Annotated in this window: 22 protein-coding genes; 11 read left to right on the top strand and 11 right to left on the bottom strand. The window is 67.6% G+C overall.

The window, feature by feature from the left end:
• Window positions 1-3 precede the first annotated feature (3 nt).
• From ATO3_RS05600 to ATO3_RS05580, 5 genes are all read left to right on the top strand, one after another.
• Window positions 4-1,185, top strand: a complete 1,182-nt coding sequence (locus ATO3_RS05600) for an ABC transporter permease (protein WP_088648845.1) — start codon at window positions 4-6, stop codon at window positions 1,183-1,185.
• 270 nt (window positions 1,186-1,455) lie between these two features.
• Entirely contained in the window at window positions 1,456-1,914 is a 459-nt protein-coding gene (locus ATO3_RS05595; RefSeq protein ID WP_088648844.1) for a RidA family protein, read from the top strand.
• Complete coding sequence (locus ATO3_RS05590; RefSeq protein WP_088648843.1) at window positions 1,911-2,678, top strand: glycerophosphodiester phosphodiesterase family protein; 768 nt, start codon at window positions 1,911-1,913, stop codon at window positions 2,676-2,678. The genes ATO3_RS05595 and ATO3_RS05590 overlap by 4 nt, the downstream gene beginning before the upstream one ends.
• 45 nt (window positions 2,679-2,723) lie before the next feature.
• The gene (locus ATO3_RS05585) at window positions 2,724-3,911 is read left to right on the top strand and encodes a GNAT family N-acetyltransferase (protein WP_088648842.1); all 1,188 of its coding nucleotides are present in this window, start codon (window positions 2,724-2,726) and stop codon (window positions 3,909-3,911) included.
• Entirely contained in the window at window positions 3,908-4,204 is a 297-nt protein-coding gene (locus ATO3_RS05580) for a 4a-hydroxytetrahydrobiopterin dehydratase (protein WP_088648841.1), read from the top strand. Before ATO3_RS05585 ends, ATO3_RS05580 begins: the two co-directional genes overlap by 4 nt.
• An 83-nt stretch (window positions 4,205-4,287) precedes the next feature.
• On the opposite strand, the gene ATO3_RS05575 is transcribed toward ATO3_RS05580, so the two are convergent.
• Together ATO3_RS05575 and ATO3_RS05570 are read right to left on the bottom strand one after the other, a co-directional pair.
• Complete coding sequence (locus ATO3_RS05575; protein WP_143747230.1) at window positions 4,288-4,635, bottom strand: hypothetical protein; 348 nt, start codon at window positions 4,633-4,635, stop codon at window positions 4,288-4,290.
• A 149-nt stretch (window positions 4,636-4,784) separates the two neighbouring features.
• The gene (locus tag ATO3_RS05570; protein WP_088648839.1) at window positions 4,785-5,273 is read right to left on the bottom strand and encodes a peroxiredoxin; all 489 of its coding nucleotides are present in this window, start codon (window positions 5,271-5,273) and stop codon (window positions 4,785-4,787) included.
• 92 nt (window positions 5,274-5,365) lie between these two features.
• On the opposite strand from ATO3_RS05570, the gene ATO3_RS05565 reads away from it, so the two are divergent.
• From ATO3_RS05565 to ATO3_RS05550, 4 genes are all read left to right on the top strand, one after another.
• A complete protein-coding gene (locus ATO3_RS05565) occupies window positions 5,366-6,583 on the top strand; it encodes an NAD(P)/FAD-dependent oxidoreductase (RefSeq protein ID WP_088648838.1) in 1,218 nt (405 codons plus the stop codon).
• 7 nt (window positions 6,584-6,590) lie between these two features.
• A complete protein-coding gene (rsmD, locus tag ATO3_RS05560) occupies window positions 6,591-7,145 on the top strand; it encodes a 16S rRNA (guanine(966)-N(2))-methyltransferase RsmD (RefSeq protein ID WP_088648837.1) in 555 nt (184 codons plus the stop codon).
• The gene (locus tag ATO3_RS05555; protein WP_088648836.1) at window positions 7,142-7,783 is read left to right on the top strand and encodes an HAD family hydrolase; all 642 of its coding nucleotides are present in this window, start codon (window positions 7,142-7,144) and stop codon (window positions 7,781-7,783) included. The genes rsmD and ATO3_RS05555 overlap by 4 nt, the downstream gene beginning before the upstream one ends.
• A gap of 364 nt (window positions 7,784-8,147) precedes the next feature.
• Window positions 8,148-9,008, top strand: a complete 861-nt coding sequence (locus ATO3_RS05550; protein WP_088648835.1) for an LOG family protein — start codon at window positions 8,148-8,150, stop codon at window positions 9,006-9,008.
• A gap of 29 nt (window positions 9,009-9,037) precedes the next feature.
• Here ATO3_RS05550 and ATO3_RS05545 read toward each other — a convergent pair whose 3' ends face one another.
• Both ATO3_RS05545 and rlmN read right to left on the bottom strand, forming a co-directional pair.
• On the bottom strand, window positions 9,038-10,942 hold the full coding sequence (locus ATO3_RS05545) for a hypothetical protein (protein WP_088648834.1): 1,905 nt from the start codon (window positions 10,940-10,942) through the stop codon (window positions 9,038-9,040).
• A 284-nt stretch (window positions 10,943-11,226) separates the two neighbouring features.
• The gene (rlmN, locus tag ATO3_RS05540; RefSeq protein ID WP_088648833.1) at window positions 11,227-12,411 is read right to left on the bottom strand and encodes a 23S rRNA (adenine(2503)-C(2))-methyltransferase RlmN; all 1,185 of its coding nucleotides are present in this window, start codon (window positions 12,409-12,411) and stop codon (window positions 11,227-11,229) included.
• A gap of 196 nt (window positions 12,412-12,607) precedes the next feature.
• Here rlmN and ATO3_RS05535 point away from each other — a divergent pair, with 196 nt between their 5' ends.
• Window positions 12,608-13,468: a class I SAM-dependent methyltransferase gene (locus ATO3_RS05535; RefSeq protein WP_158217910.1), complete on the top strand. Its 861-nt coding sequence runs from the start codon at window positions 12,608-12,610 to the stop codon at window positions 13,466-13,468.
• A gap of 252 nt (window positions 13,469-13,720) precedes the next feature.
• Here the strand turns inward: ATO3_RS05535 and ATO3_RS05530 are convergent, their stop codons facing one another.
• On the bottom strand, window positions 13,721-14,251 hold the full coding sequence (locus tag ATO3_RS05530; protein ID WP_088648831.1) for an invasion associated locus B family protein: 531 nt from the start codon (window positions 14,249-14,251) through the stop codon (window positions 13,721-13,723).
• Window positions 14,252-14,425: 174 nt separating this feature from the next.
• On the opposite strand from ATO3_RS05530, the gene ATO3_RS05525 reads away from it, so the two are divergent.
• Window positions 14,426-15,421 (top strand): asparaginase, encoded by a 996-nt coding sequence (locus ATO3_RS05525; protein WP_088648830.1) that lies wholly within the window; start codon window positions 14,426-14,428, stop codon window positions 15,419-15,421.
• A gap of 96 nt (window positions 15,422-15,517) precedes the next feature.
• Here the strand turns inward: ATO3_RS05525 and serB are convergent, their stop codons facing one another.
• From serB to nirB, 6 genes are all read right to left on the bottom strand, one after another.
• Entirely contained in the window at window positions 15,518-16,396 is an 879-nt protein-coding gene (gene serB, locus ATO3_RS05520) for a phosphoserine phosphatase SerB (RefSeq protein ID WP_088648829.1), read from the bottom strand.
• A gap of 131 nt (window positions 16,397-16,527) precedes the next feature.
• On the bottom strand, window positions 16,528-17,445 hold the full coding sequence (locus tag ATO3_RS05515; RefSeq protein ID WP_158217909.1) for a Stf0 family sulfotransferase: 918 nt from the start codon (window positions 17,443-17,445) through the stop codon (window positions 16,528-16,530).
• A gap of 173 nt (window positions 17,446-17,618) precedes the next feature.
• Window positions 17,619-18,590, bottom strand: coding sequence for a glycosyl transferase family protein (locus ATO3_RS05510; protein ID WP_088648827.1), 972 nt, complete (start codon window positions 18,588-18,590; stop codon window positions 17,619-17,621).
• The gene (locus ATO3_RS05505; RefSeq protein ID WP_088648826.1) at window positions 18,587-21,214 is read right to left on the bottom strand and encodes a nitrate reductase; all 2,628 of its coding nucleotides are present in this window, start codon (window positions 21,212-21,214) and stop codon (window positions 18,587-18,589) included. The genes ATO3_RS05510 and ATO3_RS05505 overlap by 4 nt, the downstream gene beginning before the upstream one ends.
• The gene (gene nirD, locus ATO3_RS05500) at window positions 21,211-21,549 is read right to left on the bottom strand and encodes a nitrite reductase small subunit NirD (protein ID WP_088649343.1); all 339 of its coding nucleotides are present in this window, start codon (window positions 21,547-21,549) and stop codon (window positions 21,211-21,213) included. Before nirD ends, ATO3_RS05505 begins: the two co-directional genes overlap by 4 nt.
• Window positions 21,549-23,978: a nitrite reductase large subunit NirB gene (nirB, locus tag ATO3_RS05495; protein WP_088648825.1), complete on the bottom strand. Its 2,430-nt coding sequence runs from the start codon at window positions 23,976-23,978 to the stop codon at window positions 21,549-21,551. The genes nirD and nirB overlap by 1 nt, the downstream gene beginning before the upstream one ends.
• Window positions 23,979-23,990 lie beyond the last annotated feature (12 nt).

Here is a 23,990-nt window from a genome sequence, read left to right as displayed (position 1 = left end):
GACATGGCCATGATGACACCGATTCACCGCACAGAGGTGAAGTTCTATGTCCCCGTCGTCGCCGCGTTCGGTGCCCTCGCGGGTCTCTTCGTGGGCACTGCGCAGGGGTCGGGCCTGATCGGGATCGTGGTCGGCGCGATCCTGGGCGCGGCCATCGCCTGGGTCCTGACCCAGCCCCGCGACGGGATCGAGAAACCGGCCCGCTGGGCGCTCGTGGCGGTCTTTGCCGTCGCCGGCTACCTCTTCGGCGCCATCCCCGGCGCCGTGATCGGGGCGATCTTCGGCTGGTTCTTCGGCTGGCTGACCTTCTGGCTGTTCGAGGGCCGGTATCGCGGACCGCTGGCGCCCTACCTGACGCCGAACCAGGTGCTGTGGTATTACACCTTCCGCGTGATCTGCTGGGCGATCCTGATCTTCCTGATCACGCCGATCCTCGTGGTCATGCCGCTGTCGTTCAACGCCGAGGACTTTTTCACCTTCACGCCCGAAATGCTGCGCTTCGATCCGGCCGGCTATTCGCTGAAGCATTACCGCGACTTCTTCACCAACGACGACTGGCAACAGGCGCTGCGCAACTCGGTCCTGATTGCGCCGATGGCGACGCTGCTGGCCGTCAGCTTCGGCACGCTCGCCGCCATCGGCCTGTCCCAGCCTCACGTGCCGGGGCGGCAGGCGATCATGGCGATCCTGATCTCGCCGATGATCGTGCCGCTGATCATCTCGGCCGCGGGGATGTATTTCTTCTATTCGCGGATCGGCCTGCAGGGCACCTATCTGGGCGTGGTGCTGGCCCATGCCGCTTTGGGCATTCCCTTCGTCATCATCACGGTGACCGCAACGCTGGTGGGCTTCGACAATTCGCTGACGCGGGCGGCGGCGAACATGGGCGCGGATCCGGTCACGACCTTCTTCCGCGTGCAGATGCCGCTGATCCTGCCGGGCGTGATCTCGGGCGGGCTGTTCGCCTTCATCACCTCCTTCGACGAGGTGGTCGTGGTGCTGTTCGTCGGCTCGGCCGGGCAGAAGACATTGCCCTGGCAGATGTTCACCGGCCTGCGCGAGCAGATCTCTCCGACGATCCTGGCTGTGGCGACAATCCTCGTGGGGATCTCGATCTGCCTGCTGACGGTGGTGGAGCTGCTGCGGCGCCGGTCGGAAAGGCTGCGGGGCATGTCGCCCTCGTAAGACCCTGTCATCCTGGGATCAGACCGGACACGCCTGCCCATTGTGGCAGGCGTGTTGCGTTCCGGGTGTCAAGCGGGACAAGTGATGCGCCCGGCCTTGCCACTTTCCGGGTCGCGCTGCCTTGATCGCCCGGCAGACACCAGAGGCCGCGCAGGCATCGTCGTCATGTTACAATACATCTATACGGGGACGGACGGCGCAATCCGGTTTCACCCGGCGCGCGGCGCCTATAGGGTCCAGTTCGGACCCTGTGTAAGAAGGAACAGACCCATGAGCATCGAGAAAAAGCTTGCAGATCTGGGCGTGACCCTGCCCGACGCCCCGGCACCGGCCGCCAACTACGTGCCCTTCGTGAAAAGCGGCAACATGGTCTATGTCTCGGGCCAGATCTCGATGGATGCGAACGGTCCGATCAAGGGCAAGCTGGGCGACGGCATGGACGTCGAGGCCGGCGCGGCCGCGGCGAAAACCTGCGCCATCGCCCTGCTGGCGCAGCTGAAGGCCGCCTGTGACGGCGATATCGACCGGCTGGTCCGGGTCGTGAAGCTGACCGGTTTCGTCAATTCGACCGGCGATTTCACCGACCAGCCCAAGGTGATCAACGGCGCCTCCGACTTCCTGGTCGAGGCGCTTGGCGATGCCGGGCGCCACGCGCGGTCGGCTGTCTCCGCCGCCTCGCTGCCGCTGGGCGTCGCGGTCGAGATCGAAGGCATCTTCGAAATTCGATGACGGCCGAGCTTCCCGAGGCGTTTCTGCGCCTGCCCGTCGCGCACCGCGCCTACCATGACCGCGCCGCCGGGCGCCCGGAAAACGGGCCCTCGGCGATCGCGGCCGCCATCGCGGCGGGCTACGGGATCGAGATCGACCTGCAGCTCTCCGCTGATGGCGAGGCGCTGGTCTTCCACGATTACGAGCTTGATCGGCTGACCGGCGCCACGGGGCCGGTCAGCGGGCTGAGTGCCGCGGAGGCCGGGAAGACGCGGTTGACCGGCGGTGGCGAGGGCGATTGCATCCCCACGCTGGCGCAGGTTCTAAGCCAGGTCGCCGGGCGCGTGCCGCTGCTGATCGAGATCAAGGACCAGAGCCAGGGCGCCGGCGTCAGCCCGTTGGAGGCCGCCACGGCGCGGGCCCTTCTGGGATACGCCGGTCCGGTGGCGGTGATGTCCTTCAACCCGGATTCTGTGGCCGAGATGGCGCGCCTCGCGCCTTCCGTGCCGCGCGGGCTGACCACCTGCGCCTTCGACCCCGGGGACTGGCCACTGGATCCCGAGACCTGCGCGCGCCTGCGCCAGATCCCCGACGTGGACCGCGTCGGCGCCAGCTTCATCAGCCACCATGCCGCGGACCTTGACCGCCCGCGCGTGCGCGAGTTGCACAAGAGCGGGCTCGGCGTGCTCTGCTGGACGATCCGCACGCCCGGGGAAGAGGCAGAGGCACGCAGGCGCGCTCACAATATCACGTTCGAAGGCTACGCGGCGGCTTTGCCCGCTTGAAGCGCCGCCCGGGCGGGCCACATTCTGACCGAGAACGGAGGCCCCATGGATCAGGCACAGATCGAAGTCCAGGTGCGCGCGACGCTGGCCGATGTCGACCCCGGGGAATGGGACGCCTGCGCCTGCCCCGAGGCCGCGGATGGCGGTCGCCCGATGGACCCATTCACCACCCACCGCTTCCTGAGCGCGCTGGAGGACAGCGGCTCGGTCGGGCGGGGGACCGGCTGGCAGCCGCAATACCTGACCGCCTTCCTCGACGGCGTGATGATCGCGGTGGCACCGATGTATGTCAAAAGCCACAGCCAGGGCGAATACATCTTCGACCACAACTGGGCCCATGCCTACGAAGGCGCCGGCGGGCGCTATTACCCCAAGCTGCAGATCGCGGTGCCCTTCACGCCGGCGACCGGGCGGCGCTTCCTCGTGCGCGAGGGCTATGACGGGATCGGCCAGTCGGCACTGGTGCAGGGGGCGGTGCAGCTGGCCTCGGACAACGGCGTGTCATCGGTCCACGTGACCTTCTGCACCGAGGCCGAGGCCGACATGGGCGAAGAGATGGGGCTGATGCCGCGCATGACGCAGCAGTTCCACTGGCTCAACCACGATTACGCGGATTTCGACGGCTTCCTCGCGTCGCTGTCGTCGCGCAAGCGCAAGAACATCCGCAAGGAGCGCCGCCAGGCCAGTGATTTCGGCGGCCGCATCGTCATGCTGACCGGCGATGACATCCGGCCCGAACACTGGGATGCCTTCTGGAGGTTCTACCAGGACACCGGCGCGCGGAAATGGGGCAGCCCGTACCTCACGCGGGCCTTCTTTGACCTCGCGCAGGAGCGGCTGCGCGACGACATCCTGCTGGCCCTGGCCGAGCGCGACGGCCATTACGTGGCGGGCGCGCTGAACTTCATCGGGCGCGAGACGCTCTACGGCCGCTACTGGGGCTGCGTCGAACATCACCCCTGCCTGCATTTCGAACTTTGCTACTATCGGGCCATCGACTTCGCCATCGCACAGGGCATGAAACGGGTCGAGGCCGGCGCCCAGGGCGAACACAAGCTGGCGCGCGGCTACCTGCCGACCCAGACCCATTCGCTGCATTGGGTGGGCGACCCGGGTTTCGCAAAGGCGATCGCGCGCTACCTTGATGCCGAGAGGACGGCCATCGAGGAAGAGATCGAGATTCTCACCGATTACGGGCCGTTCCGCAAAGCCCAGGTGGAGGAACAGGAATGAGCGACAAGCTGAACGAAACCGAACGGGCCGAGGCCCTTGCGACGCTGAAGGAAACCGGCTGGGAAGAGGTCGAGGGCCGCGATGCCATCGCGCGCACCTTCGAGTTCGCCAATTTCGTCGAGGCCTTCGGCTGGATGGCCAGGGTGGCGATCTGGGCCGAGAAGATGAACCACCATCCCGAATGGGAAAACGTCTACAAGACGGTCAAGGTGGTGCTGACCAGCCATGACATCGGCGGGCTCAGCGAACGCGACGTGAAACTCGCGCTGAAAATGGAAAAGCTGGCGCTCTGAAACGCCCGGTCCCGCCGGCAGATCCCGAGGCGGCCCCGCCCGGGGCCGACGAGGGACCCGGTGCGACCGCCCGGCCTTGCGCCCTAGTCGTTCCGCTGGCCCAGGGTCTGGGCCATCATGCCCTTCTGGAAGGTCGCGCTGAACTCTGACGGGGTGATCGACCCGCTGGCCAGCGACACACCCGGCGGCGGTGCCACGTCGCGCCGCCCGGTGACCGAGATCGTGCCGTTGGACGGATCGTACTTGAAGCACTTGTTGTCGTAGCAGTTGAGACCCGAGGTGACCTGGATTTCCGTCACGCCGCCCGGCCCGACGGTTGTCGCGTTCTGCTGAACCTCGCAGGCGGCCAGGGTAAAGCCGGACAATCCCAGGATCAGCGCCCCGCGAAAACGCATGCGGGACAGGGGCATTGACGAGAACAGGGGCGACATGGGGCGGTTCCTCGTTATCAGGGATCGGGGGAAATTGATCGTTACCTGACAAAAGGTTACCCGAGGGCCGCGACGCTCGGGAAGTCACGTGCCCATCACGTTCGCGTGGGCGGGGCGGCGACACTGCGGTCGCGCCCCACCCTGCAGGCTCAGATCGCGTCCAGCATCGCCTCGCCGCCCGAAACCTCGCAGGTGCCGGGGCTGTCTTCCTGCTGCAGGACCTTCACGACGCCGTCCTCGGCCATCATCGCGTAACGCTTCGACCGCGCGATCAGCCCGGCGGGCGGCGCGTCGAAGTTCATGCCGATGGCGGTGGTGAACTTGCTTTCCGCGTCGCCCAGCATGGTGATGCCGGCCTCGGTCGCGCCGGTGGCCTCGCCCCATGCGCCCATCACGAAGGGATCGTTCACCGAGATGCAGATGATCTCGTCCACGCCCTTGGCGTCGAACTGGTCCTTGGTGCGGATGAAGCTTGGCACGTGGGCCATGCTGCAGGTCGGGGTGTAGGCCCCGGGCACGGCAAAGATCACCACCTTGCGGCCGGCCGTCAGGCTTTTCAGCTCCACGGGTTCGGGGCCCTCGGCGCCCATACGCGTCAAGGTGACCTCGGGAAGGGTATCGCCCGGTGCTATGGCCATGGATCAGCTCCTTTTGATGAATTGCGTTTCCGTTCAGGGGGACTATAGGCTTTGCACGCAACGAGACCATGGCAAAATCAGGAGGCTCGGGCATGAGCGGTATTGTGGTGATCGGCGCGGGCCAGGCCGGATCGTCCCTTGTGGCAAAGCTTCGCAAGGAGGGGTTCAAAGGCCCCGTCACCCTGATCGGCGCCGAACCCGTACCGCCCTATCAGCGCCCGCCGCTGTCCAAAGCCTATCTTCTGGGCGAGATGGAGCTGGAACGCCTCTATCTCCGCCCCGAAAGCTACTACGCCGACCAGGACATCGCCCTGCGCATGAATGCCACGGTCACCGGGATCGACCCGGCGGCAAAAACCGTGACGCTGGCGGATGGCGAGGTGCTGTCCTACGACCAGCTCGCGCTGACCACAGGATCGGTGCCCCGCCGCCTGCCGGACGAGATCGGCGGCGCGCTGAAGGGCGTCTACGGGGTGCGCACGCTGGCCGATGTCGATGCCATGGCGCACGAGATCCGCCCCGGCGCCCGCGCGCTGATCGTCGGCGGCGGCTATATCGGGCTCGAGGCCGCGGCGGTGGCCGCCAAGAAGGGCATGCAGGTCACGCTGGTCGAAATGGCCGACCGCATCCTGCAACGCGTCGCCGCCCCCGAAACCAGCGCCTATTTCCGCAAGCTGCACGGCGACCACGGCGTCGACATCTGCGAAGGCATCGGGTTGCAACGCCTTCTGGGCGACGAAGGCGGCCATGTCACCGGCGCCGAACTCTCCGACGGGACGCAGCTCAAGGCCGACATGGTCGTGGTCGGCGTCGGCATCGCCCCCGCCACCGCCCTGGCCGAGGCCGCGGGGCTGGACATCGACAACGGGATCCGCACCGACGCCCATGGCCGCACCTCTGACCCGTCGATCTGGGCTGCTGGCGATTGCTGCTCCTTCCCCTACCACGGCGAGCGCCTGCGCCTGGAAAGCGTCCCCAACGCCATCGACCAGGCCGAGGTGGTGGCGCAGAACATGCTGGGCGCAGGCATCGATTATGTCGCCACGCCCTGGTTCTGGTCGGATCAATACGACGTGAAACTGCAGATCGCCGGCCTGAACCGGGGCTACGACCAGGTGGTCGAACGCCGGACCGACGACAAGGTGGTGTCCTTCTGGTACTACCACGATGGCCAGCTGATCGCGGTGGATGCGATGAACGACCCGCGCGCCTACATGGTCGGCAAGCGGCTGATCGACGCCGGTAAATCCGCCGACCCGGCGGTGGTCGCCGATGCCTCGGCCGACCTGAAACCGCTGCTGCGCGCATGAGGCCCGCATGAGGATCGTCTCGGGCCGGTTTCGCGGGCGGCGCCTGGCGGCGCTGGGCAAGGGCGATGCGGGCGCTCACCTGCGCCCCACCGCAGACCGCGTGCGCGAAAGCCTGTTTTCCATGCTGACCCACCTGGACGCGATCGACGGCGCGCGGGTGCTGGACCTTTTCGCCGGCACCGGCGCGCTGGGGCTCGAGGCGCTGTCGCGCGGTGCGGAGCACGTCACCTTCGTCGACAGCGGGCGCAAGGCCCTGTCCCTGATCAAGGACAATGTCTCACTTCTGGGTTGTGGCGACGAGGTCGAGGTGATCGCCCGCGATGTCCTGAAACTGGGTCCCGGACCGGCCTGCGACCTCGTCTTCCTCGATCCGCCCTATGGCCGGGACCTTGGGGCAAAGGCGCTTCTGGCCGCGGCTGCGGCCGGGCGCATCGACCCCGGCGCGCTGATCGTCTGGGAAGAGGCGCAGCCCATGGCCGCACCCGACGGGTTCGACCTTGATGACCACCGCCGCTACGGCGACACCCATGTGACACTCCTGCGCCGAAAGGACATATCATGACCGGCCTTGTGATCTTCGACTGCGACGGCGTTCTGGTGAACAGCGAACGCGTCGCCAACGAGGTGCTGGTCGCCAACCTTGGCCGCCACGGCCTGACCGTGACGATAGAAGACTCGGAAAAGATGTTCGTCGGCGGCACAATGACCGGCGTCTACCGCACCGCGCTCGACATGGGGGCCACCCTGCCCGACGACTGGATCCCGCTTATCTACAGGGAGATCTTCGACCGCCTCGCCCAGGGGGTGGAGCCGATGCCCGGCGTCCATGACCTCCTCGACACGCTCGAGGCGCGCGACATCCCCTATTGCGTCGCCTCCAACGGGCCAGTGGAAAAGATGCGCATCACGCTGGGTCAGACCGGCCTCTGGGACCGGTTCGAACGGCACATGGTCTCGGCCTATACCCACGGGGTGGCCAAACCCGATCCGGGCCTTTTCCTTCAGGCCGCCGTGCCCTTCGGCGTCGCCCCGGAACACTGCCTGGTGATCGAAGACAGCCACAACGGTGTTCTCGCCGCCTCGCGCGCCGGCATGCGCTGCCTTGCCCTTGTTCCCGCCGGCGAGGCCCCCGCGCTCACCGCCCTCGGCGCCCATGTCATCCGCCACATGAACGAGGTTCCCGCCCACCTGGGCCGCTGACCGACAGACCCCTGGTTCTTCTTGGCCAAAATACCTCCCGCCGGAGGCTCCCACCCGCTCCACCGCCGCGCCGCGTGATCCGGCGCGGGGCCATGACACCCGTGTACAGAAGCCGAAAGCGCCCCGTTCAGGCCGATATCACAACCCCGGCCCTTCATCTTTGCCCAAATACCTCCCGCCGGAGGCATCGCGCGGCACGCGCGATTTCCGGTGCCCGGCCCGCCGCCCCGCCACAGATCCCGGCGCTTTCCCACGCCTCCGGCGCCGAAGTCCTACGTCGGCAACCCTGTACCCGTCCATGCGCTGGCGCTTGCCCACGGAACGCTATACCTCTGGGACAGACCCGCAAGAAGGGACACGACCAATGAAAGACGACCGCCAATCCAGCCTGCGCGATGCCCGCGAGGACATCTCGACCGCATCGGATGTGCCGCGCACGCCGCAGACGGAATCCCCGGCCTACCGGCTGGCCTTTGCCGATGACGAATTCCTTTGCCGGGATGAACTGCGCCCCGTGCGGCTTCAGCTGGAGCTGCTGAAGGTCCAGATGATGCTGGAAGAAAAGCAGATCGAGTCGACCATCGTACTCTTCGGCGGCGCGCGCATCCCCTCGCCCGAGGAGAAGGACAAGGCGCGCACCCCGCGCCTGGCCGAATTGTCCAGCTTCTACGAGGAAGCCCGGACCTTCGCCCGCGTCATGACCGAGAAATCGCTCGCCGACGGCGGCCATGAGAACATCATCTGCACCGGCGGCGGCCCCGGCGTGATGGAGGCCGGAAACCGCGGCGCGCAGGAGGCCGGCGGCATGAGCATCGGCCTGTCGATCGTGCTGCCGCATGAACAGGCGCCCAACGAATACGTCACGCCCGAGCTCAGCTTCAACTTCCACTATTTCGCCATCCGCAAGATGCATTTCCTGATGCGCGCGCGGGCGATCTGCATCTTCCCGGGCGGTTTCGGCACGATGGACGAGATGTTCGAGGCGCTGACCCTGATCCAGACCGGGCGGATGGAGCAGGTGCCGTTCCTGCTTTTTGGCAAATCCTTCTGGGAGGAGGTCGTGAACTGGCAGGCGCTGGCCGAGAGCGGCACGATTTCCGACGAGGATCTGAAGCTCTTCCGCTTCGTCGACTCCGCCGCCGAGGCGGTCGAGATCATCGAGGCCTGGAAACCGCTGCCGAAACGGACGGAGATCCCCGGCCGCGCGGACAAGGATCGGGGCTGACCCCCGCCTGACCCTCTGGTCGCCGGGGCTCAGGCCGTGCCGGAGCGGCGGCGATCCAGCATCGCGCGGCCCTTGCGCCGGATCCTGGCCATCAGGCCCGGAGCCGCATCCGCAGGCGGTTTCGCGCGCGGGGGCGCGCGCCGGGCCGGGCGGCCACTGGGCGTCGGGTCGATCTCGGCCACCTTGGTGCGGATCAGCTCGGCCAGGGTCACGTAGCAGTCGCGCCGGAAATGGTTGAGCGACACCTCCTGGTCGGGGCTGGTGACGCAGTCGGAGAAGCGGACGAAATGCACCAGCGGGCAGTCGTCCAGCACCGAATGCACCATCTCGTTGAAGGCGACCTTGCTCTGATAGGCTTTTCGGTCAATCAGATTGTGGTTGTCGAAGACATCAACGACGATCACCGGCTTGCCCGTCGCCTCGATCTTCGCGGCCAGTTTGCGCAGATCCTCCAGCAGCCGTTCCTCCGGATCGGCCTCGACGCGCTCGAAGGCCTTGGCCACCTGTGCGTAATGCGCGCGCTTGACCGATCGTTTCTCGGCGATCGTCTCGTAGGGAAACGTCGTCAGGTCCTCCTGGTGAAAGCCGGCGACCGACAGGGGAAAGACCAGACCGGTCTTCTTGTTGCGATAGAGGCCGATCCCCAGCTCAAGCGAGAAGCTCCAGACCAGCACGTCCTCGCCATCCTCGCGGAAGAAGCCGGAGCCGATCGCATCCAGGTCGATGCCGGCGAAATCCTCGGTCAGGTCCAGCTGGCGCTTGGAGTGAATGCCCTGTTCGGCCATTTCGTCCGCCAGGGCCATGTTGCGCACCACCGGCAGGATCGCCCAGCCCTGGTTGGGATACTGGAATTCCTCCTCGACCCGGAAATCGGTGCGCAGGTAATGCGAGGTCTGGCCCAGGACGCAAGGCCCGTGCAGGCAGATCGACAGTTCGGGCGCCTTGCCGGGCAGGGCGGCGTCGACCTCGGCATCCTCGACCACGGTGATCCAGTCGACCACCTCTTCGTTTCGAAGGGTCGTCACCACCGGGTCGGCCACGGTCAGCGGCGGATAGTCCAGCCGCTGGTAGACGAATTGCTCGACCCCCATGTTCATCGACCGGCAGGAGAACAGGAAGTGCTTCAGCGCGTTCTGCCCGCCCCGCGCGCTGCGGTTCTCGAAGAAGCCGCAGATGCCGTAATAGCCGAACTTGTCGCGCACCTTGATATAGGCGGTGGGGTTGGTCTGGCCGCTGCCGACATCCGACATATAGTCCCGGCGGGCGGTTTCCAGGTCGGGATCCCAGCGCAGCTTGGTGAAGTTCAGCTGGTTGGTGCGGTTGACCATGTCGTGGATGCGCTCGAACTGCTCGGCCACGTCATAATGGAAGGACACGCGGATATCGCAGCTGCGCAGAAACTCCTCCGGCGCCTCGGCGGTGGTAATGGCCTCGTGCTTGGTCTGCAGCACGCGGTACCGGTCAAGGCGCGAGAGCTCCGGGTCGGGCTTGCCCTGAAGCTGCGGGTGGTCGAGCAGGGAGGCGATGACGGTCTCGTCGGCGACGTTGATCCCGTCGACCAGTTCGGCGACCTCGCCCCGGTTGAAACTGTTGTCGTCGATGAACAGCACCGTCGGCGCGCGCAGGCCCATGGCGTCAAGCGTGGCCTGCACCATGCCGGATTTGTTCACATAGGCGACGGCGGGAAAGACGAACCAGTCCCACAGCTCCTCGGCCTCCAGACGCGCGCGCACCGGGTCCATCAGGTTCTTGGAACAGATGGAACTGACGATGCCGCGTTGTGCGAGCGTTTTGACGATCTCGGCATGGGCGGGCGGAATGGTAATCTCGCCCTCTTCCAGCGTGCCGTCCCAGAAGGTTTCGTCGAGGTCCCAGATGACCAGGCGGATGTCTTCGGCAAAGGCGGGGGTCTTGCCGTTCGGGTTGCCTTGCATCGGAACGTCTCCTTGCGGTGGGGTCGCCCGGAGGGCGGGATGCCCCTGGCCCCGGTCGCAGACCGGTCGATCCGGTCCCGGCGGGCCGGGCGGCAGCCGGATTACTGTTACTTTGTCGCGTCTTGGACAATCTCGGACACATGGCTGGTCGCCTTGCCACAAAGGGTCTGCGACAGAGGGCAGGGACCTGTCAACAGGCATGGTCCCGGGCGCTGCAATAGGCAGCAGCCCGCTTCGGGACACCGCGATGGAAGGGGGGCGCCGCCGCCTTCGGAACGGGGCCCTCAGCCCTCGCGCAGCTCGGCCTCGATCTGCTTGCGCGACTTGCGGGCACGCTCCGTGGCCGATTTCAGCTGCCCGCAGGCGGCCATGATGTCCTCGCCCCGCGGGGTGCGGATCGGCGAGGCGTAGCCGGCCTTGTAGATGATGTCGGCGAAGGCACGGATGCGGTTGTTCGACGACCGCTTGTAGGGCGCGCCGGGCCATTCGTTGAACGGGATCAGGTTGATCTTGGCCGGGATGCCGTGGTCCTTGATCAGCTTGATCAGGCGGCGGGCGTCGTCATCGGTGTCGTTGATGCCGTCGAGCATGACGTATTCAAACGTGATCCGCTCGGAATTCGACACCTTGGGATAGCTGGCCAGCGCGCGGCAGAGCTCGTCGATGTTCCAGCGCTTGTTGATCGGCACAAGGATGTTGCGCGTCTCGTCCGTGGTGGCGTGGAACGAGATCGCCAGCTGGCAGCCGATTTCCTGCGCCGTGCGCGCGATTTCGGGCACGACGCCCGAGGTCGACAGCGTGATCCGGCGGCGCGAGAGCGAGATCCCCTCGGGATCCATGGCAATCTTCATCGCGTCGCGGACGTTGTCGAAATTGTAAAGCGGCTCGCCCATGCCCATCAGCACGATGTTGGACAGCAGCCGCGTCTCGTCCTTGGGCGCGCCGCGTTCGGGCCATTCGCCAAGGTCGTCGCGCGCCATCATGATCTGACCGACGATTTCCGACGCGGTCAGGTTGCGCACCAGCCGCTGGGTGCCGGTGTGGCAGAAGGAACAGGTCAGCGTGCACCCCACCTGAGAGGAGATGCAGAGCGTGCCGCGATCCTCTTCGGGGATATAGACCACCTCGACCTCGTGGCCGCCGGCGATGCGCACCAGGTACTTGCGCGTGCCGTCGGTCGAGACCTGTTTCGACACCAGCTCGGGGATCGAGATGGTGAAGGTCTCGGCCAGCATGGCGCGATAGGGCTTGGCGAGGTTCGTCATCTCGGCGAAGTCGCGCACACCCCACTGGTAGATCCATTGCCAGACCTGGTTCACCCGCATCTTCGCCTGTTTCTCCGGCGTGCCGGCGGCGATGAAGGCATCGCGCATCTCGGCGCGGGTCAGCCCGACAAGGTTCTGCGGCCCGTCGGGAGCTTTCCGTGGGATCGTGTGAACGTCCTGCGTGATCGGCGCATTGGCTTGCATGGGTGACTCGGGTCTCATGGGTGGGATGCGGCTTCATATAGGAAGGATGGGCCGGATCCAAAGGGAAATGTCGCGGAACGGCACGTTCCCGGCGCCTGCCCGGGCGGAAAGTGATGAAAATCCGCGTGTATCGGCGCCCCGCCGGGGTGGGAACGTGCTATGGTCGTCCGACCGAAGCGGATCGGAGGGGAGGCCGATGAGCGACGTGGACACGATCGACGATGTCGAGCTGTTCTATCACAGCCATCCGATCAGCCTGCGCCAGATCCTGGGCAAGCTGAAACAGAAGGGGATCGCGTTCGGCGAGCCGGGCACGCTTCTGGATCCCGAGACCCTGCAGGAGCATGACCAGGATCATTTCGGAGGCATCCAGGCCAATGACGTGCTGGCCGACCTGGCCGGGATCGGCAGGGGCAGCAAGGTGCTGGACCTGTGCTGCGGCCTGGGCGGGCCGGCGCGCTACCTGGCGCGGCACCACGGGTGCTGCGTGACCGGGCTGGACCTGACCGATAGCCGCGTCGAAGGCGCCCGGGCGCTGACGCGGATGACCGGACTGGACGACCGCGTCGGCTTTGTCCGGGGCAACGCGCTGGACCTGCCGTTCGAGGCGGCAAGCTTCGACGTGGTGATCGGGCAGGAGGCGTTCTGCCACATCGGCGACAAGCGGCGGCTGATCTTCGAATGCGCGCGGGTGCTGCGCCGGGGCGGGCGGCTGGCCTTCACCGACATCCTGGCGACGGAGGCGACGAAACCGGCCACCCACGCCCGGCTGGAGCGCGAGATGACCTTTCACGCTCTGGGCAGCCGCGCGGGTTACGAGGCGCTGATGGCCGAGGCCGGGCTGCAGCAGGATTGCTTCGAGGACCTGGGCCGGGTTTGGGAGGCGATACTCGCGGACCGGCTGGCCATGTACCGCGGGCTGAAGGCGCAGACGATCGAGGCCTTCGGTGAGAGCCACTTCCGCAGCTGGGACGCGGCATATGCGTTCTTCGTGGGGTGCTACAGCACAGGGGAGCTGACGGGCGGGCGGTTCCTGGCGCGGAAACTGAACGATTGAGCCGGAGCGGCGCGGCGCGCCTGAGGCCGGCGGGGTCAGACCCGCGCGGCCCGGTTCAGCGCCTGCTCCAGCCGGTCGTCGCCAATTTCGCGCGAGGCTTATGGCCGACGACACCCGGTGTCAGCACATCGCCGCGGGGCCGGCGGTCGGGGCTGGCAGGGGGCATTGAGGACCATGGTCTTCGGGCTTCGCTCCGCAAGGGGGATGCGGCCATAGCGCCAGATCCCGTGTCGCGGAACGAGGCCCCGGAGATCAGCCGCCGCAGCGTTTCTGCGCGTCTTCCACCGCCGCGGTGAAGCCCAGCAACGAGAACGTGTCCTGCGTGCGGGTTCCGCGCGACGACCGCGCCGACAGCTCGGCCTCGACGCCGCGTTTCATCGCGGTGATGATCCGCGAATCCTCGGCCTCGCTGGCCGGCCAGGCCCATTCGCCCTCGGTAAAGAGTTCGAACTGGTCGTCCCCGATCGTCAGGGTGACCGTCGAGCCTTCGGCGAAGGGATAGCCGCCGGTGAAGGTGACCTGGCCCGTCACGTTGTCACCCGGGCGGTAGAACACGAACAGGAGAATATCGCTCCGGCGCACGGCGACGACGCGACCGTCCCGGGTATTGACCGTTTCCTTGGGCGCGGAGACGCTCCAGCACTCGTTCGGGTCGTCCTCGACGAAGACGGACCAGTCCGTCTTGGCGGCGACCCGGTTGGTGGAGATGTCCTGCGCGGTGCCGCTCGTGGCAAGCAGGGCGCATGCAAGCCCGGCTGCCGCGGGCAAGGCAGTGAATTTCATCAAACCAGCCTCCAGCTGTGTCATGACCTCAATGTACGGGGTCCCCGCGGCGACATTCGCTGCCGTCTCGTCTGGCGCACCCCACTGCTTTTCGACATACACATGATATGGCAAATGTGCGCCCGCGCGAAAGAGTGATCGGCTGAATTATGCCGGCATCGTGAGGAGGAATTCATGATCGAACCGCTGCCCCTGGCCGAGATCTGGCGTGGACCGCTTCTGGAGAGCCTGCACAGGGGACATGTGGTGATTGCCGACGACCGGGGGATTCGCGCGGCCTGGGGCGATCCCGAGGCGATGATCCTGCCGCGCTCGTCCTGCAAGATGGTCCAGGCACTGCCCCTGCTGACCTCGGGCGCGGCGGATGCGTCGGGCCTGACCGCGCGCCACCTGGCGCTGGCCTGCGCCAGCCACAACGGCGCCGATATCCATATCGACCTGGTGGCCGACTGGCTGGCGGCCCTGGGGCTGGAGGAGGACGATTTCCGCTGCGGCCCGCAGGTGCCGAGAGACGAAGCGGTGCATCGCCGGCTGCTCTGTTCGGACACGCAGCCGGGGCAGATCCACAACAATTGCTCGGGCAAGCACACCGGCTTTCTGACCCTGGCAAAGCACCTGGGCGCCGGGCCCGACTATGTCGAGATCGGCCATCCCGTGCAGGCCGCCGTTCAGGAGGCCTTTGCCGAGCTGACCGGCGCCGACGGGCAGACCTGGGCCGTGGACGGCTGCTCGGCCCCGAATTTCGCGTGCACGGTCAGCGAGTTGGCGCGGGCCATGGCCTGGTTCGCCACGGCGGGACACCGGGGCGACCTGCAAAGCTCGGCCGCGGCGCGGCTGACGCAGGCGATGATGACGCACCCCGAGATGGTCGCGGGCGAGGGCCGGGCCTGTACCGAACTGATGCGCGCCGTGCAGGGTCAGGCGGCGATCAAGACGGGGGCCGAGGGGGTTTTCGTGGCGATCCTGCCGGGCAAGGGGCTGGGCGTCGCGCTGAAGGTGGCCGATGGCGCGACACGGGCCTCGGAATGCGCCATGGCGGCGGTGCTGGTGCATCTGGGCGTGCTGCCGGCCGAGCATCCGGTGGCGGTGAAGTACCGCAGCCCCAGGATCACCAACCGGCGCGGGATCGAAACCGGCTTCATGCGTCCCGCCTCCGGCTTTCCGGGCTGAGCAAGGCCCCGGCCGCACCTGCCGGACGCTCCCGCCCGCCCTCCCCGCGTCCGGCAGGCGCGGCCGGGGCGGCGGGCGGATAAGCCGGGTGGTCGCTCAGCCCGCCACGATCTCCTCGTCGGAATAGCCCTGCAGGTAGAGCAGCGCGGTCAGGTCGCCGTGGTTCACGCGGACGGTGCATTCCGCCGCCACCGCCGGTTTCGCATGCAGCGCCACGCCGGTGCCCGCCCGGCCCAGCATCCCGAGGTCGTTCGCCCCGTCGCCCACGGCGATCACGTCACCCTCCGAGATCCCCAGCCGCGCCGAGATCTCCTCGAGCGCCCGCACCTTGGCATCGCGGCCAAGGATCGGGCGCGCGACCTCTCCGGTCAGCCTGCCACCCTCGGTCAGCAGGGTATTGGCGCGGTTCTCGTCAAAGCCCAGCCGGGCGGCCACGGCTTGCGTGAAGGCCGTGAACCCGCCCGAGACCAGCGCCGCATAGGCGCCCTGCGCCTTCATCGTGGCCAGCAGGGCCGGTCCGCCGGGCATCAGCTGGATCCGCTCTTTCAGGACCTGTCCGATCACCGCTTCGTCGAGCCCCTTCAGCAGGCCGACCCGTTCGGTCAGCGCCCCTTCGAAATCCAGCTCGCCGTTCATCGCGCGGGCGGTGATCTCTTTCACGCGGTCGCCGACACCGGCCTCGTCGGCCAGCTCGTCGATGCACTCCTGCCGGATCATCGTGCTGTCCATGTCGGCCAGCAGCATCTTCTTGCGCCGTCCCTCGGCCGCCTGCACGACAAGGTCGACCGACAACCCCTGCAGGTCGGACCAGACATCCCACAGGTTGGCCGGCAGCACGCCGAGGTCGAACTCGGCCGCCCGGTCTGGCGAGAGCCAGCGCGCCTCGGCTCCGCCCCAGGCATTGCGCAGCGAGGCGACCAGCGCGGGATCGAGTGGGGCGGCGCCGGGGGCGGTCATCAGGGTGGCAACGAACATGGGGCCTCCGGAGGTTGGGGCGGTCATATCAGGTGAGCGCCGCGTCGCGCGGTCGGGAGGTTCTGACCAGAGCGGCGGGGAAATGTCGAGGCTCGGGCGCAGGAACGGGGGCCGCGCGGTCGCGTCCGGTCTCAGGCCGCGTCGTCGGGCATGCCGGGCAGGATGCCGCGGTCCAGCTTCTCCTGCGCCTCGGCGTGGGTGGCCAGCATCGGGGCGCGCTCTTCCTCGATCTTGGCGATCAGGTCGGGATGTTCGTCGCGGAAGCGCTGGGCGAAATCGCCGCTCTTGGTGCCGGAAACCTTCTTGTGGTCGCTTTCGACCGCGTCCAGATCCATCCGCCGGGGCCGCACGCCCACATGCGCGCCCATCAGCACCATCAGCCGGCGCGGACGCATCTTCACCGTGGTCTCGTAGCTTAGCCGCAGCGGGTTCAGCCCGGCCTCGCGGATCAGCGTTTCGGTCCCGTCCTCCATCCAGCGCATGCGGCGCAGCACGTTGCGGATCACGCGGGGCTGGTAGGTAAAGACATCCTCTGCTCTGGCGATGGCGGTCTCGTCGGACATCACCGAATGCGACACCTTGGTCTGTATCATCCGCGACACCGACACCGCCTGCGCCACGATGTCCTCGCGCAGAAGCCAGATCGTCGCCGTCGGCTCCAGCGCGTCCAGAAACGCCTGCCCGGTGCGGAAATTCGCCGTCACGTGCATATGCGTGACCTCGCAGCCGAAGACGCCCCTGGTCTGCCGGTGCCGCTGCAGGAGCGGCACGTATTCCTGCATGGTGCGGGCGGAATAGGCCTGGCCGATGGCGGGCACGAAGGCGGGGTTGAAACATTCGCCGGGATGGCCCAGCCCCTTGGTCTTCACCGCCAGGTCGGTCAGCCGGGACGAGCCGGAGCGCGGGGTGAAGAAGACCACGTAGCGCAGCTTTGGCCGCGGCCAGCTCATGGCGCGGTCGAACTTCTTCTGGTCGAAGACGACGTCCTTGAACGGGTCCACGGCTCCGGACGTGAATTTCTCGCGAACCCACTCGAATTTCGAAAGCATCTGGATCCAGACTATCCGTTCCGCCGGCACGACAGGCCCCCAGCGGGCGGCGCGCGGGGACGGCGCAGTGTTTAACCCGTTCGCGGTCCGCAGGAAAGCAAACTTTGACCGCATCGGTTACCGCGCCGGGCCTGCCGTAGGGTCAGGCGGCAGGGCATCAGCCCGGGGACCGCTCAGGCGGCGGTCAGCGCCCGGCGGCCGGCCCAGAGATCGCGCGCCTGCGCCTCGGCCGTGGCCAGATCGGGGGCCGCGCCCAGGGTCAGCAGCACCAGCGCGGCGGTGCCGGTCACCGTCGCCTCCGCCGCCGGGTCCGAGATCTGCCCGGACCAGAGATCGGCCGGCGCGCTGTCGGGCAGGTCCAGGTCGCCCAGGCGGCGGGCCTCCTCGATCTGCGGGGGCGCGGGCGGAAAGGGCTGGCCGTCGCGGGCGCCGAAGAGGGCCACGGCCTTGAACGGCGTGCGCTCGAACTCGCCGCCGCCGCCCTTCAGGATCATCGTGGCGGGATCGCCCAGCCGTTCGGCCACGTCGGCCTGCAGCGGGCGGTAGCCGGGGTGGAACACGCCCTGGACAGAGGCACCGGCGCCCGAGGGATTGGCCATGCGCAGGCAGGAATTCATGCAGGACCTCAGCCCCAGATGAGCGCGCAGCGCCAGGATGCGGGCGGCCTGCGCGCTCATCGCCTCGACCGGCAGATAGGCGAGCCCGCTTTGCGCCAGCGCCTGCCGCGCGGCGTCGGGCGTTTCGACCACCACGGCGCCCATCGGCGCCAGATGCTCGCGCAGGTGGCTTTCGGTGGCATTGCGCCCGTGCAGCAGCACCGGGTGGCCGGCATCGGCGACCAGTCGCGCCGACAGCAGGTACCAGGGCGCGCCCCGCGTCCGGCCGGACGCATAGCTGGGCCAGTCCAGCGCCGCGCCGCTTCCGTGCCAGCGGGTCAGCGTGGCGCGCAGGGCGGTGACGAAACCGGCGATCTCGTCCACCGTCTCGCCCCGCAGCCGCAGCACCATCAGCAGCGCGCCGACCGCCTCGGGCGCCGGATCCCCGGTGAGGATCTCGGTCATCGCGGCTTCGGCTTCTTCCATGGTCATGGACCGGGCGCGGCCCTTTCCCTGGGCGACGATGCGGACGTAAGGGGCAAGTGTCATTCGGCAGCCATGGGGTTCTGGGCGCCGACCTGGTCGATCAGCGCCTGGAGTTCGGGACGGCACGACCCGCAGTTCGTGCCCGCGCCCAGCTTTTCTCCCAGCGCGGCGAGGCTCTGGCAACCCCCGGCGATGGCGGCGCGGATATCTTCCGAGCCCACGCCGAAACAGGCACAGACCTCGGCCCCTTTCGACGGCCGGTCGGCGCCCGGCACACCGGCCAGCACCACGGCGGCGGGGATCTCCTGCCCGATCAGGTCGACGACCAGGCTGCGCGCGACCGGGACGGGGACTGGCGCGGCGAAGAAAGCGCCGATCAGCTGGCCGTCGCGGGTGATCGCCACCCGGGCCAGGCCGCGCGCCGCATCCTCGACGACCGAGGCGTCGCCGTCGGCGATGTCGAGCACGGTGCGCGCCTCGGCCTCCCAACTGGCGGGGCGCTTGTGCCCGGCGAACTCGGCGCGCCAGCCGCTGCGGGTGCGGGCGATGGCGGCGTAGGGGCGGGTGGGGTGCATCTGCGCGATCCCGGCGGCAAAGCCGTACCAGCCTGCCGCGTAGCGTGTCAGCGAAACGGCGGTGCCCTTCGAGGCCGGCTGGCCCGAGACAGGGTCGGTGACCGGCGCCACCAGCGTGTTGACCCGGCCAAGCGCCGAGGTCACGCCGGTCCAGTGCATCGGCGCGAAGGCGCTGCCGGGGCGGGCGCGGTCGGTGACCATCACGCGCAGGACGGCGCGGCCATGCGGGCTTTGGACCTCGGCCAGGTCGGCGGGGGAAAGGCCCGCGGCCTCGGCATCCTCGGGGTGGATCTCGATATAGGGTTCGGCCAGGTGCGCGCCCAGCCGCGGCGCGCGGCCGGTGCGGGTCATGGTGTGCCAGTGGTCGCGGACTCGGCCGGTGTTCAGGATCACCTGTGCGGGCGGCAGGGCGGCCGTCGGATCGGGGGGCGTGATCGGCAGCATCCGCGCCTTGCCGCCGGGATGATAGAAGCCGCCCTCGGCAAAGAACCTGTCGCGCGGGGCGCCGTCCCTGGGCACCGGCCAGGTCGTGGGCGCAAGCCGGTCGTAATCGCCATCGCTCAGGTCGGCGAGGCCGGAGATGTCGAAATCCCGCCCGAACCGCGCCGCGACACCGGACAGAGCGGCGTATTCGCGAAAGATCTCGGCCTCGGACGCATAGTCGAAGGCGGCGTTCCAGCCCATCCTGCGTCCCACGTCCGAGATGATGTCCCAATCGGGCCGAGCCTGTCCCGGTTTTGGGAGGAACGGGCGTTGACGGGAAATGCGGCGTTCGGAATTGGTGACGGTGCCCGATTTCTCGCCCCAGCCGGTGGCGGGCAGCAGCACGTCGCACAGCCGGTTGGTGTCGGTGTCCTCGACGATGTCCGAGACCACGGTGAAGGGCACATTGCGGATCGCCTCGGCGACGCCATCGGCTTCGGGCAGGGACACGGCGGGGTTGGTGGACATGATCCACAGCGCCTTGATCTGCCCCCTGGCGCAGGCGCGGAACAGGTCCACGGCCTTCAGCCCCGGCTTTTCGGGCATGGCGGGGGCGGACCAGAAGGTCTGGACCGCGTGGCGATGATCGGGGTTCTCGATATCCAGGTGGCAGGCCAGCATGTTGGCCAGCCCGCCGACCTCGCGCCCGCCCATGGCATTGGGCTGGCCGGTCATGGAAAACGGCCCCATCCCGTCGCGCCCGATGCGCCCCGTGGCCAGGTGGCAGTTGATAATCGCGTTGACCTTGTCGGTGCCATGGGCCGACTGGTTCACGCCCTGGGAATAGAGGGTGACGACCTTTTCGGTGCCGCAGAAGAGATCGGTGAAGGTGTCGATCTCGGCCCGGCTCAGCCCGCTTTCGGCCGGGTCCGAGGCGGCGGCGGTGGTCAGCGCCTCGGCCAGCCCGTCGACATGAGCGGCGGTGAAACCGGTGTCGATCAGCCCGCGCCGGGCAATCTCGGCCAGCAGCGCGTTGAACAGCGCGGCATCGCCATCGGGGCGCACCGAAAGGTGCAGATCGGCGATCGAGGCGGTCGCCGTGCGGCGCGGATCGACCAGCACGACTTTCATTTGGGGTCGCGCCTCTTTCGCGGCCGACAGCCGCTGGAACAGCACCGGGTGGCACCAGGCGAGGTTCGATCCCACCAGCACGACAAGGTCGGCACTCTCGAAATCCTCGTACTGGCCGGGGACCGTGTCGGTGCCGAAGGCCCGCCTGTGCCCGGCCACCGAAGATGCCATGCAAAGCCTTGAATTCGTGTCGATATTCGCCGACCCGATGAACCCCTTCATCAGCTTGTTGGCGACGTAATAATCCTCGGTCAGCAATTGCCCCGAGACGTAGAAGGCCACCGAGTCCGGCCCGTGTTCGGCCACCGCTTCGGAGAACTTGCGCGCCACGAGGTCCAGCGTGCTGTCCCAATCGCTGTCGATCCCGTGGACGCGCGGGCTGAGCAACCGGCCGTCAAGGGAGATCGTCTCGCCCAGGGCCGAGCCCTTGGAGCAGAGCCGCCCGAGGTTTGCCGGGTGGGAGGTATCCCCCCGGATGCAGCCATCCGACGTGGCCAGCACCCCGCAGCCCACCCCGCAATAGGGGCAGGTTGTGCGGATCTCGGGCGGCCCGCTCATTCCGCGGCCTGCCGTTTCAGGAAGGCCGCCTCGATCAGGATGCGGCCGTTTTCGACCCGGGCAGGGTAGGTTTCGACCGCGCCTTCGTCGGCGCCCTGCGCCAGCCCGGTTTCCAGCGAGATCACCCAGTTGTGCAGCGGGCAGGTGACCTTGTTGCCATGCACGATGCCGTCGGCCAGCGGGCCCTTCTTGTGCGGGCAGGCGTTGTCGAGCGCGAAGACCTCGTCCGTTGCCGTCCGGAACACGGCGATGCAGCCCTGCGGCGTGCGTACCATGCGCGCGCCGCGCGCCGGGATGGCGTCAAAGGCGCCGACGTCGATCCAGTCCGTGGTCATCATTCTGCGGCCTCCAGCCGGAAATCGGACAGGGGCGTGTAGGCATCCGTCTTTGTCGCGGCATGCTCGGCCCAGGGGTCCTTCTGGTAGACGGATTGCGAGATGGCGAAGCGCTCGATCAGGGCGGCGCGGTTGTCCAGGTCGTGGACGACCCTCTCCTTGACCCAGTCGAGGCCCACCTTGGCGACCCATTTATAGGGGCGATCGAGGTACTTGGCGTTCTCGCGGTAGAGCTGGACGAAGGCGATGGTCAGGTCGATCGCCTCCTGCTCGGTCGGCACGTCGGCAAGGCGTTCGGTCTCCTTCACGTCCATGCCGGCGGCCCCGGCGACTCCGATCTGGTAGCCGGAGTCCACGCAGATCACGCCGACATCCTTGCAGGTCGCCTCGGCGCAGTTCCGGGGGCAGCCCGACACGGCCAGCTTGACCTTGTGCGGCGTCCACGACCCCCAAAGCGCCTTTTCCAGCTTGATGCCGAGGCCCGTGCTGTCCTGCGTGCCAAAACGGCAATGGTCGGTGCCGACACAGGTCTTCACCGTGCGCAGCCCCTTGGAATAGGCATGACCCGAGACCATGCCGGCGGCGTTCAGATCGGCCCAGATATGCGGCAGATCCTCGGATTTCACGCCCAGCAGGTCGATGCGCTGGCCGCCGGTGACCTTGACGGTGGGCACGTTGTACTTGTCGGCCGCGTCCGCGATGGCGCGCAGCTCGGCGGGGTTGGTGATGCCGCCCCACATGCGCGGCATGACCGAAAAGGTGCCGTCCTTCTGGATGTTGGCGTGCTTGCGCTCGTTGATGAAGCGGCTCTGCAGGTCGTCCTGGTATTCCAGTGGCCAGTCGGCGAGCAGGTAGAAGTTGATCGCCGGCCGGCAGACATGGCAGCCGTCCACGGTCTTCCAGCCCAGCTCCTGCCAGACGGCGGTCTGGCTTTTCAGCTCGCGCGCCTTGATCAGGCGGCGGACCTCTTCATGGGTCAGATCGGTGCAGCCGCAGATCCCGGCCTCTTTCGACCGGAAATCTTCGCCCAGGGTGACGGCCAGCAGCTGTTCCACGAGGCCCGTGCAGGTCCCGCAGGAGGCCGACGCCTTGGTGGTGGCGCGGAGCGATCCGAGGTCGGTGGCGCCGGCGCCGATGGCCTCGGTGATGGTGGATTTGCACACGCCGTTACAGCCACAGATCTCCGCGTCAGGCGGTAAGGCTGCAACGGCCGCCATAGGGTCCACCTGGGCACCCCCCTGGTAGGCCGGGCCGAAGATGAGCGTGTCGCGCATCTCGGAGATGTCGGTCTTGTCCTTGATCAGGCCGAAGTACCAGTTGCTGTCGGCGGTATCGCCGTAGAACACGGCGCCTAGCACCACGTCGTCCTCGATCACCAGCCGCTTGTAGATGCCCCGGCCCGGATCGCGGAACACGATGTCCTCGCGCCCCTCGCCATCGGCGAAATCGCCCGCCGAGAACAGGTCGCAGCCGGTGACCTTCAGCTTGGTCGACAGCTCGCGCATGCGGAACACGTCGTCCTCGCCCAGCAGGGTTTTCGCCGCGACCCTGGCCTGGTCGTACAGCGGCGCCACGAGGCCGAAGAGGTTGCCGTCGAATTCCACGCATTCGCCCACGGCCAGCACGTCGGGGTCCGAGGTCACCATCTGCGCGTCGACCTTGATCGCGCGGCCCATCTCCAGCCCGGCGGCCTGGCCAAGCGCGACCGAGGGGCGGATGCCCACGGCCATCACGACGATATCGGCGGGGATCACGGTGCCGTCTTCCAGAACGACCTTTTCGACGCGGCCCTCGCCCATGATCGCCTTGGTCGAGGCGCCGGTCAGCACGGTGATGCCGCGCCCTTCCAGGTCCTTCTTCAGCAGGTAGCCAGCGGCCTCGTCCAGCTGGCGTTCCATCAGGTGGCCCATCAGGTGCAGGACGGTGACCTCCATCCCCTGCAGGCGCAGGGCGGCGGCGGCCTCAAGCCCCAGCAACCCGCCACCGATCACCACCGCGCGGCCATCGCTGCCGGCGGCGGTCTTCATGGCGTCGACGTCCTCGAGATCGCGGAAGGCCACCACGCCGGGCAGGTCATGGCCCGGGCAGGGGATGATGAACGGGGCGGAGCCGGTGCCGATGACCAGCTTGTCATAGGGCGTTTCGCCCTTTTCGCTGATCACCACCTTGCGGTCGCGGTCGATGCCGGTGATCCGCTCGCCAAAGCGGCAGGTCACGGCATTGTCGGCATACCAGGCATCGTCATGGGTGACGATTTCCTCGTAGCTCTTCTCGCCCGACAGGACCGGCGACAGCATGATGCGGTTGTAGTTCCCGCGCGGTTCCGCGTTGAACAGCGTGACCTCGTAGGCCTGCGGGTCGGCTTCGAACATGTGTTCCAGCATGCGGCCAGAGGCCATGCCGGCACCGATGACGACGAGTTTCTGCATCTTCTCGGCCTC

Source organism: Marinibacterium profundimaris, from assembly GCF_002210095.1.
GTDB classification, from domain to species: Bacteria; Pseudomonadota; Alphaproteobacteria; order Rhodobacterales; family Rhodobacteraceae; genus Marinibacterium; species Marinibacterium profundimaris.
Note: the sequence above shows the minus strand (reverse complement) of the source record. Positions and strands in the feature narration are given on the sequence as shown.

Bases quoted from the DNA above. Each gene is read 5' to 3' on its own strand.
- ATO3_RS05545 (WP_088648834.1), bottom strand. From the start codon at position 10,942: ATGCAAGGCAACCCGAACGGCAAGACCCCCGCCTTTGCCGAAGACATC.
- nirD (WP_088649343.1), bottom strand. From the start codon at position 21,549: ATGACCACGGACTGGATCGACGTCGGCGCCTTTGACGCCATCCCGGCG.
- rsmD (WP_088648837.1), top strand. From the start codon at position 6,591: ATGAGGATCGTCTCGGGCCGGTTTCGCGGGCGGCGCCTGGCGGCGCTG.
- ATO3_RS05515 (WP_158217909.1), bottom strand. From the start codon at position 17,445: ATGCTTTCGAAATTCGAGTGGGTTCGCGAGAAATTCACGTCCGGAGCC.
- serB (WP_088648829.1), bottom strand. From the start codon at position 16,396: ATGTTCGTTGCCACCCTGATGACCGCCCCCGGCGCCGCCCCACTCGAT.
- ATO3_RS05585 (WP_088648842.1), top strand. From the start codon at position 2,724: ATGGATCAGGCACAGATCGAAGTCCAGGTGCGCGCGACGCTGGCCGAT.
- ATO3_RS05565 (WP_088648838.1), top strand. From the start codon at position 5,366: ATGAGCGGTATTGTGGTGATCGGCGCGGGCCAGGCCGGATCGTCCCTT.
- ATO3_RS05555 (WP_088648836.1), top strand. From the start codon at position 7,142: ATGACCGGCCTTGTGATCTTCGACTGCGACGGCGTTCTGGTGAACAGC.
- rlmN (WP_088648833.1), bottom strand. From the start codon at position 12,411: ATGCAAGCCAATGCGCCGATCACGCAGGACGTTCACACGATCCCACGG.
- ATO3_RS05530 (WP_088648831.1), bottom strand. From the start codon at position 14,251: ATGAAATTCACTGCCTTGCCCGCGGCAGCCGGGCTTGCATGCGCCCTG.
- ATO3_RS05570 (WP_088648839.1), bottom strand. From the start codon at position 5,273: ATGGCCATAGCACCGGGCGATACCCTTCCCGAGGTCACCTTGACGCGT.
- ATO3_RS05600 (WP_088648845.1), top strand. From the start codon at position 4: ATGGCCATGATGACACCGATTCACCGCACAGAGGTGAAGTTCTATGTC.
- ATO3_RS05595 (WP_088648844.1), top strand. From the start codon at position 1,456: ATGAGCATCGAGAAAAAGCTTGCAGATCTGGGCGTGACCCTGCCCGAC.
- ATO3_RS05510 (WP_088648827.1), bottom strand. From the start codon at position 18,590: ATGACACTTGCCCCTTACGTCCGCATCGTCGCCCAGGGAAAGGGCCGC.
- ATO3_RS05590 (WP_088648843.1), top strand. From the start codon at position 1,911: ATGACGGCCGAGCTTCCCGAGGCGTTTCTGCGCCTGCCCGTCGCGCAC.
- ATO3_RS05535 (WP_158217910.1), top strand. From the start codon at position 12,608: ATGAGCGACGTGGACACGATCGACGATGTCGAGCTGTTCTATCACAGC.
- ATO3_RS05580 (WP_088648841.1), top strand. From the start codon at position 3,908: ATGAGCGACAAGCTGAACGAAACCGAACGGGCCGAGGCCCTTGCGACG.
- ATO3_RS05505 (WP_088648826.1), bottom strand. From the start codon at position 21,214: ATGAGCGGGCCGCCCGAGATCCGCACAACCTGCCCCTATTGCGGGGTG.
- ATO3_RS05525 (WP_088648830.1), top strand. From the start codon at position 14,426: ATGATCGAACCGCTGCCCCTGGCCGAGATCTGGCGTGGACCGCTTCTG.
- ATO3_RS05550 (WP_088648835.1), top strand. From the start codon at position 8,148: ATGAAAGACGACCGCCAATCCAGCCTGCGCGATGCCCGCGAGGACATC.
- nirB (WP_088648825.1), bottom strand. From the start codon at position 23,978: ATGCAGAAACTCGTCGTCATCGGTGCCGGCATGGCCTCTGGCCGCATG.
- ATO3_RS05575 (WP_143747230.1), bottom strand. From the start codon at position 4,635: ATGTCGCCCCTGTTCTCGTCAATGCCCCTGTCCCGCATGCGTTTTCGC.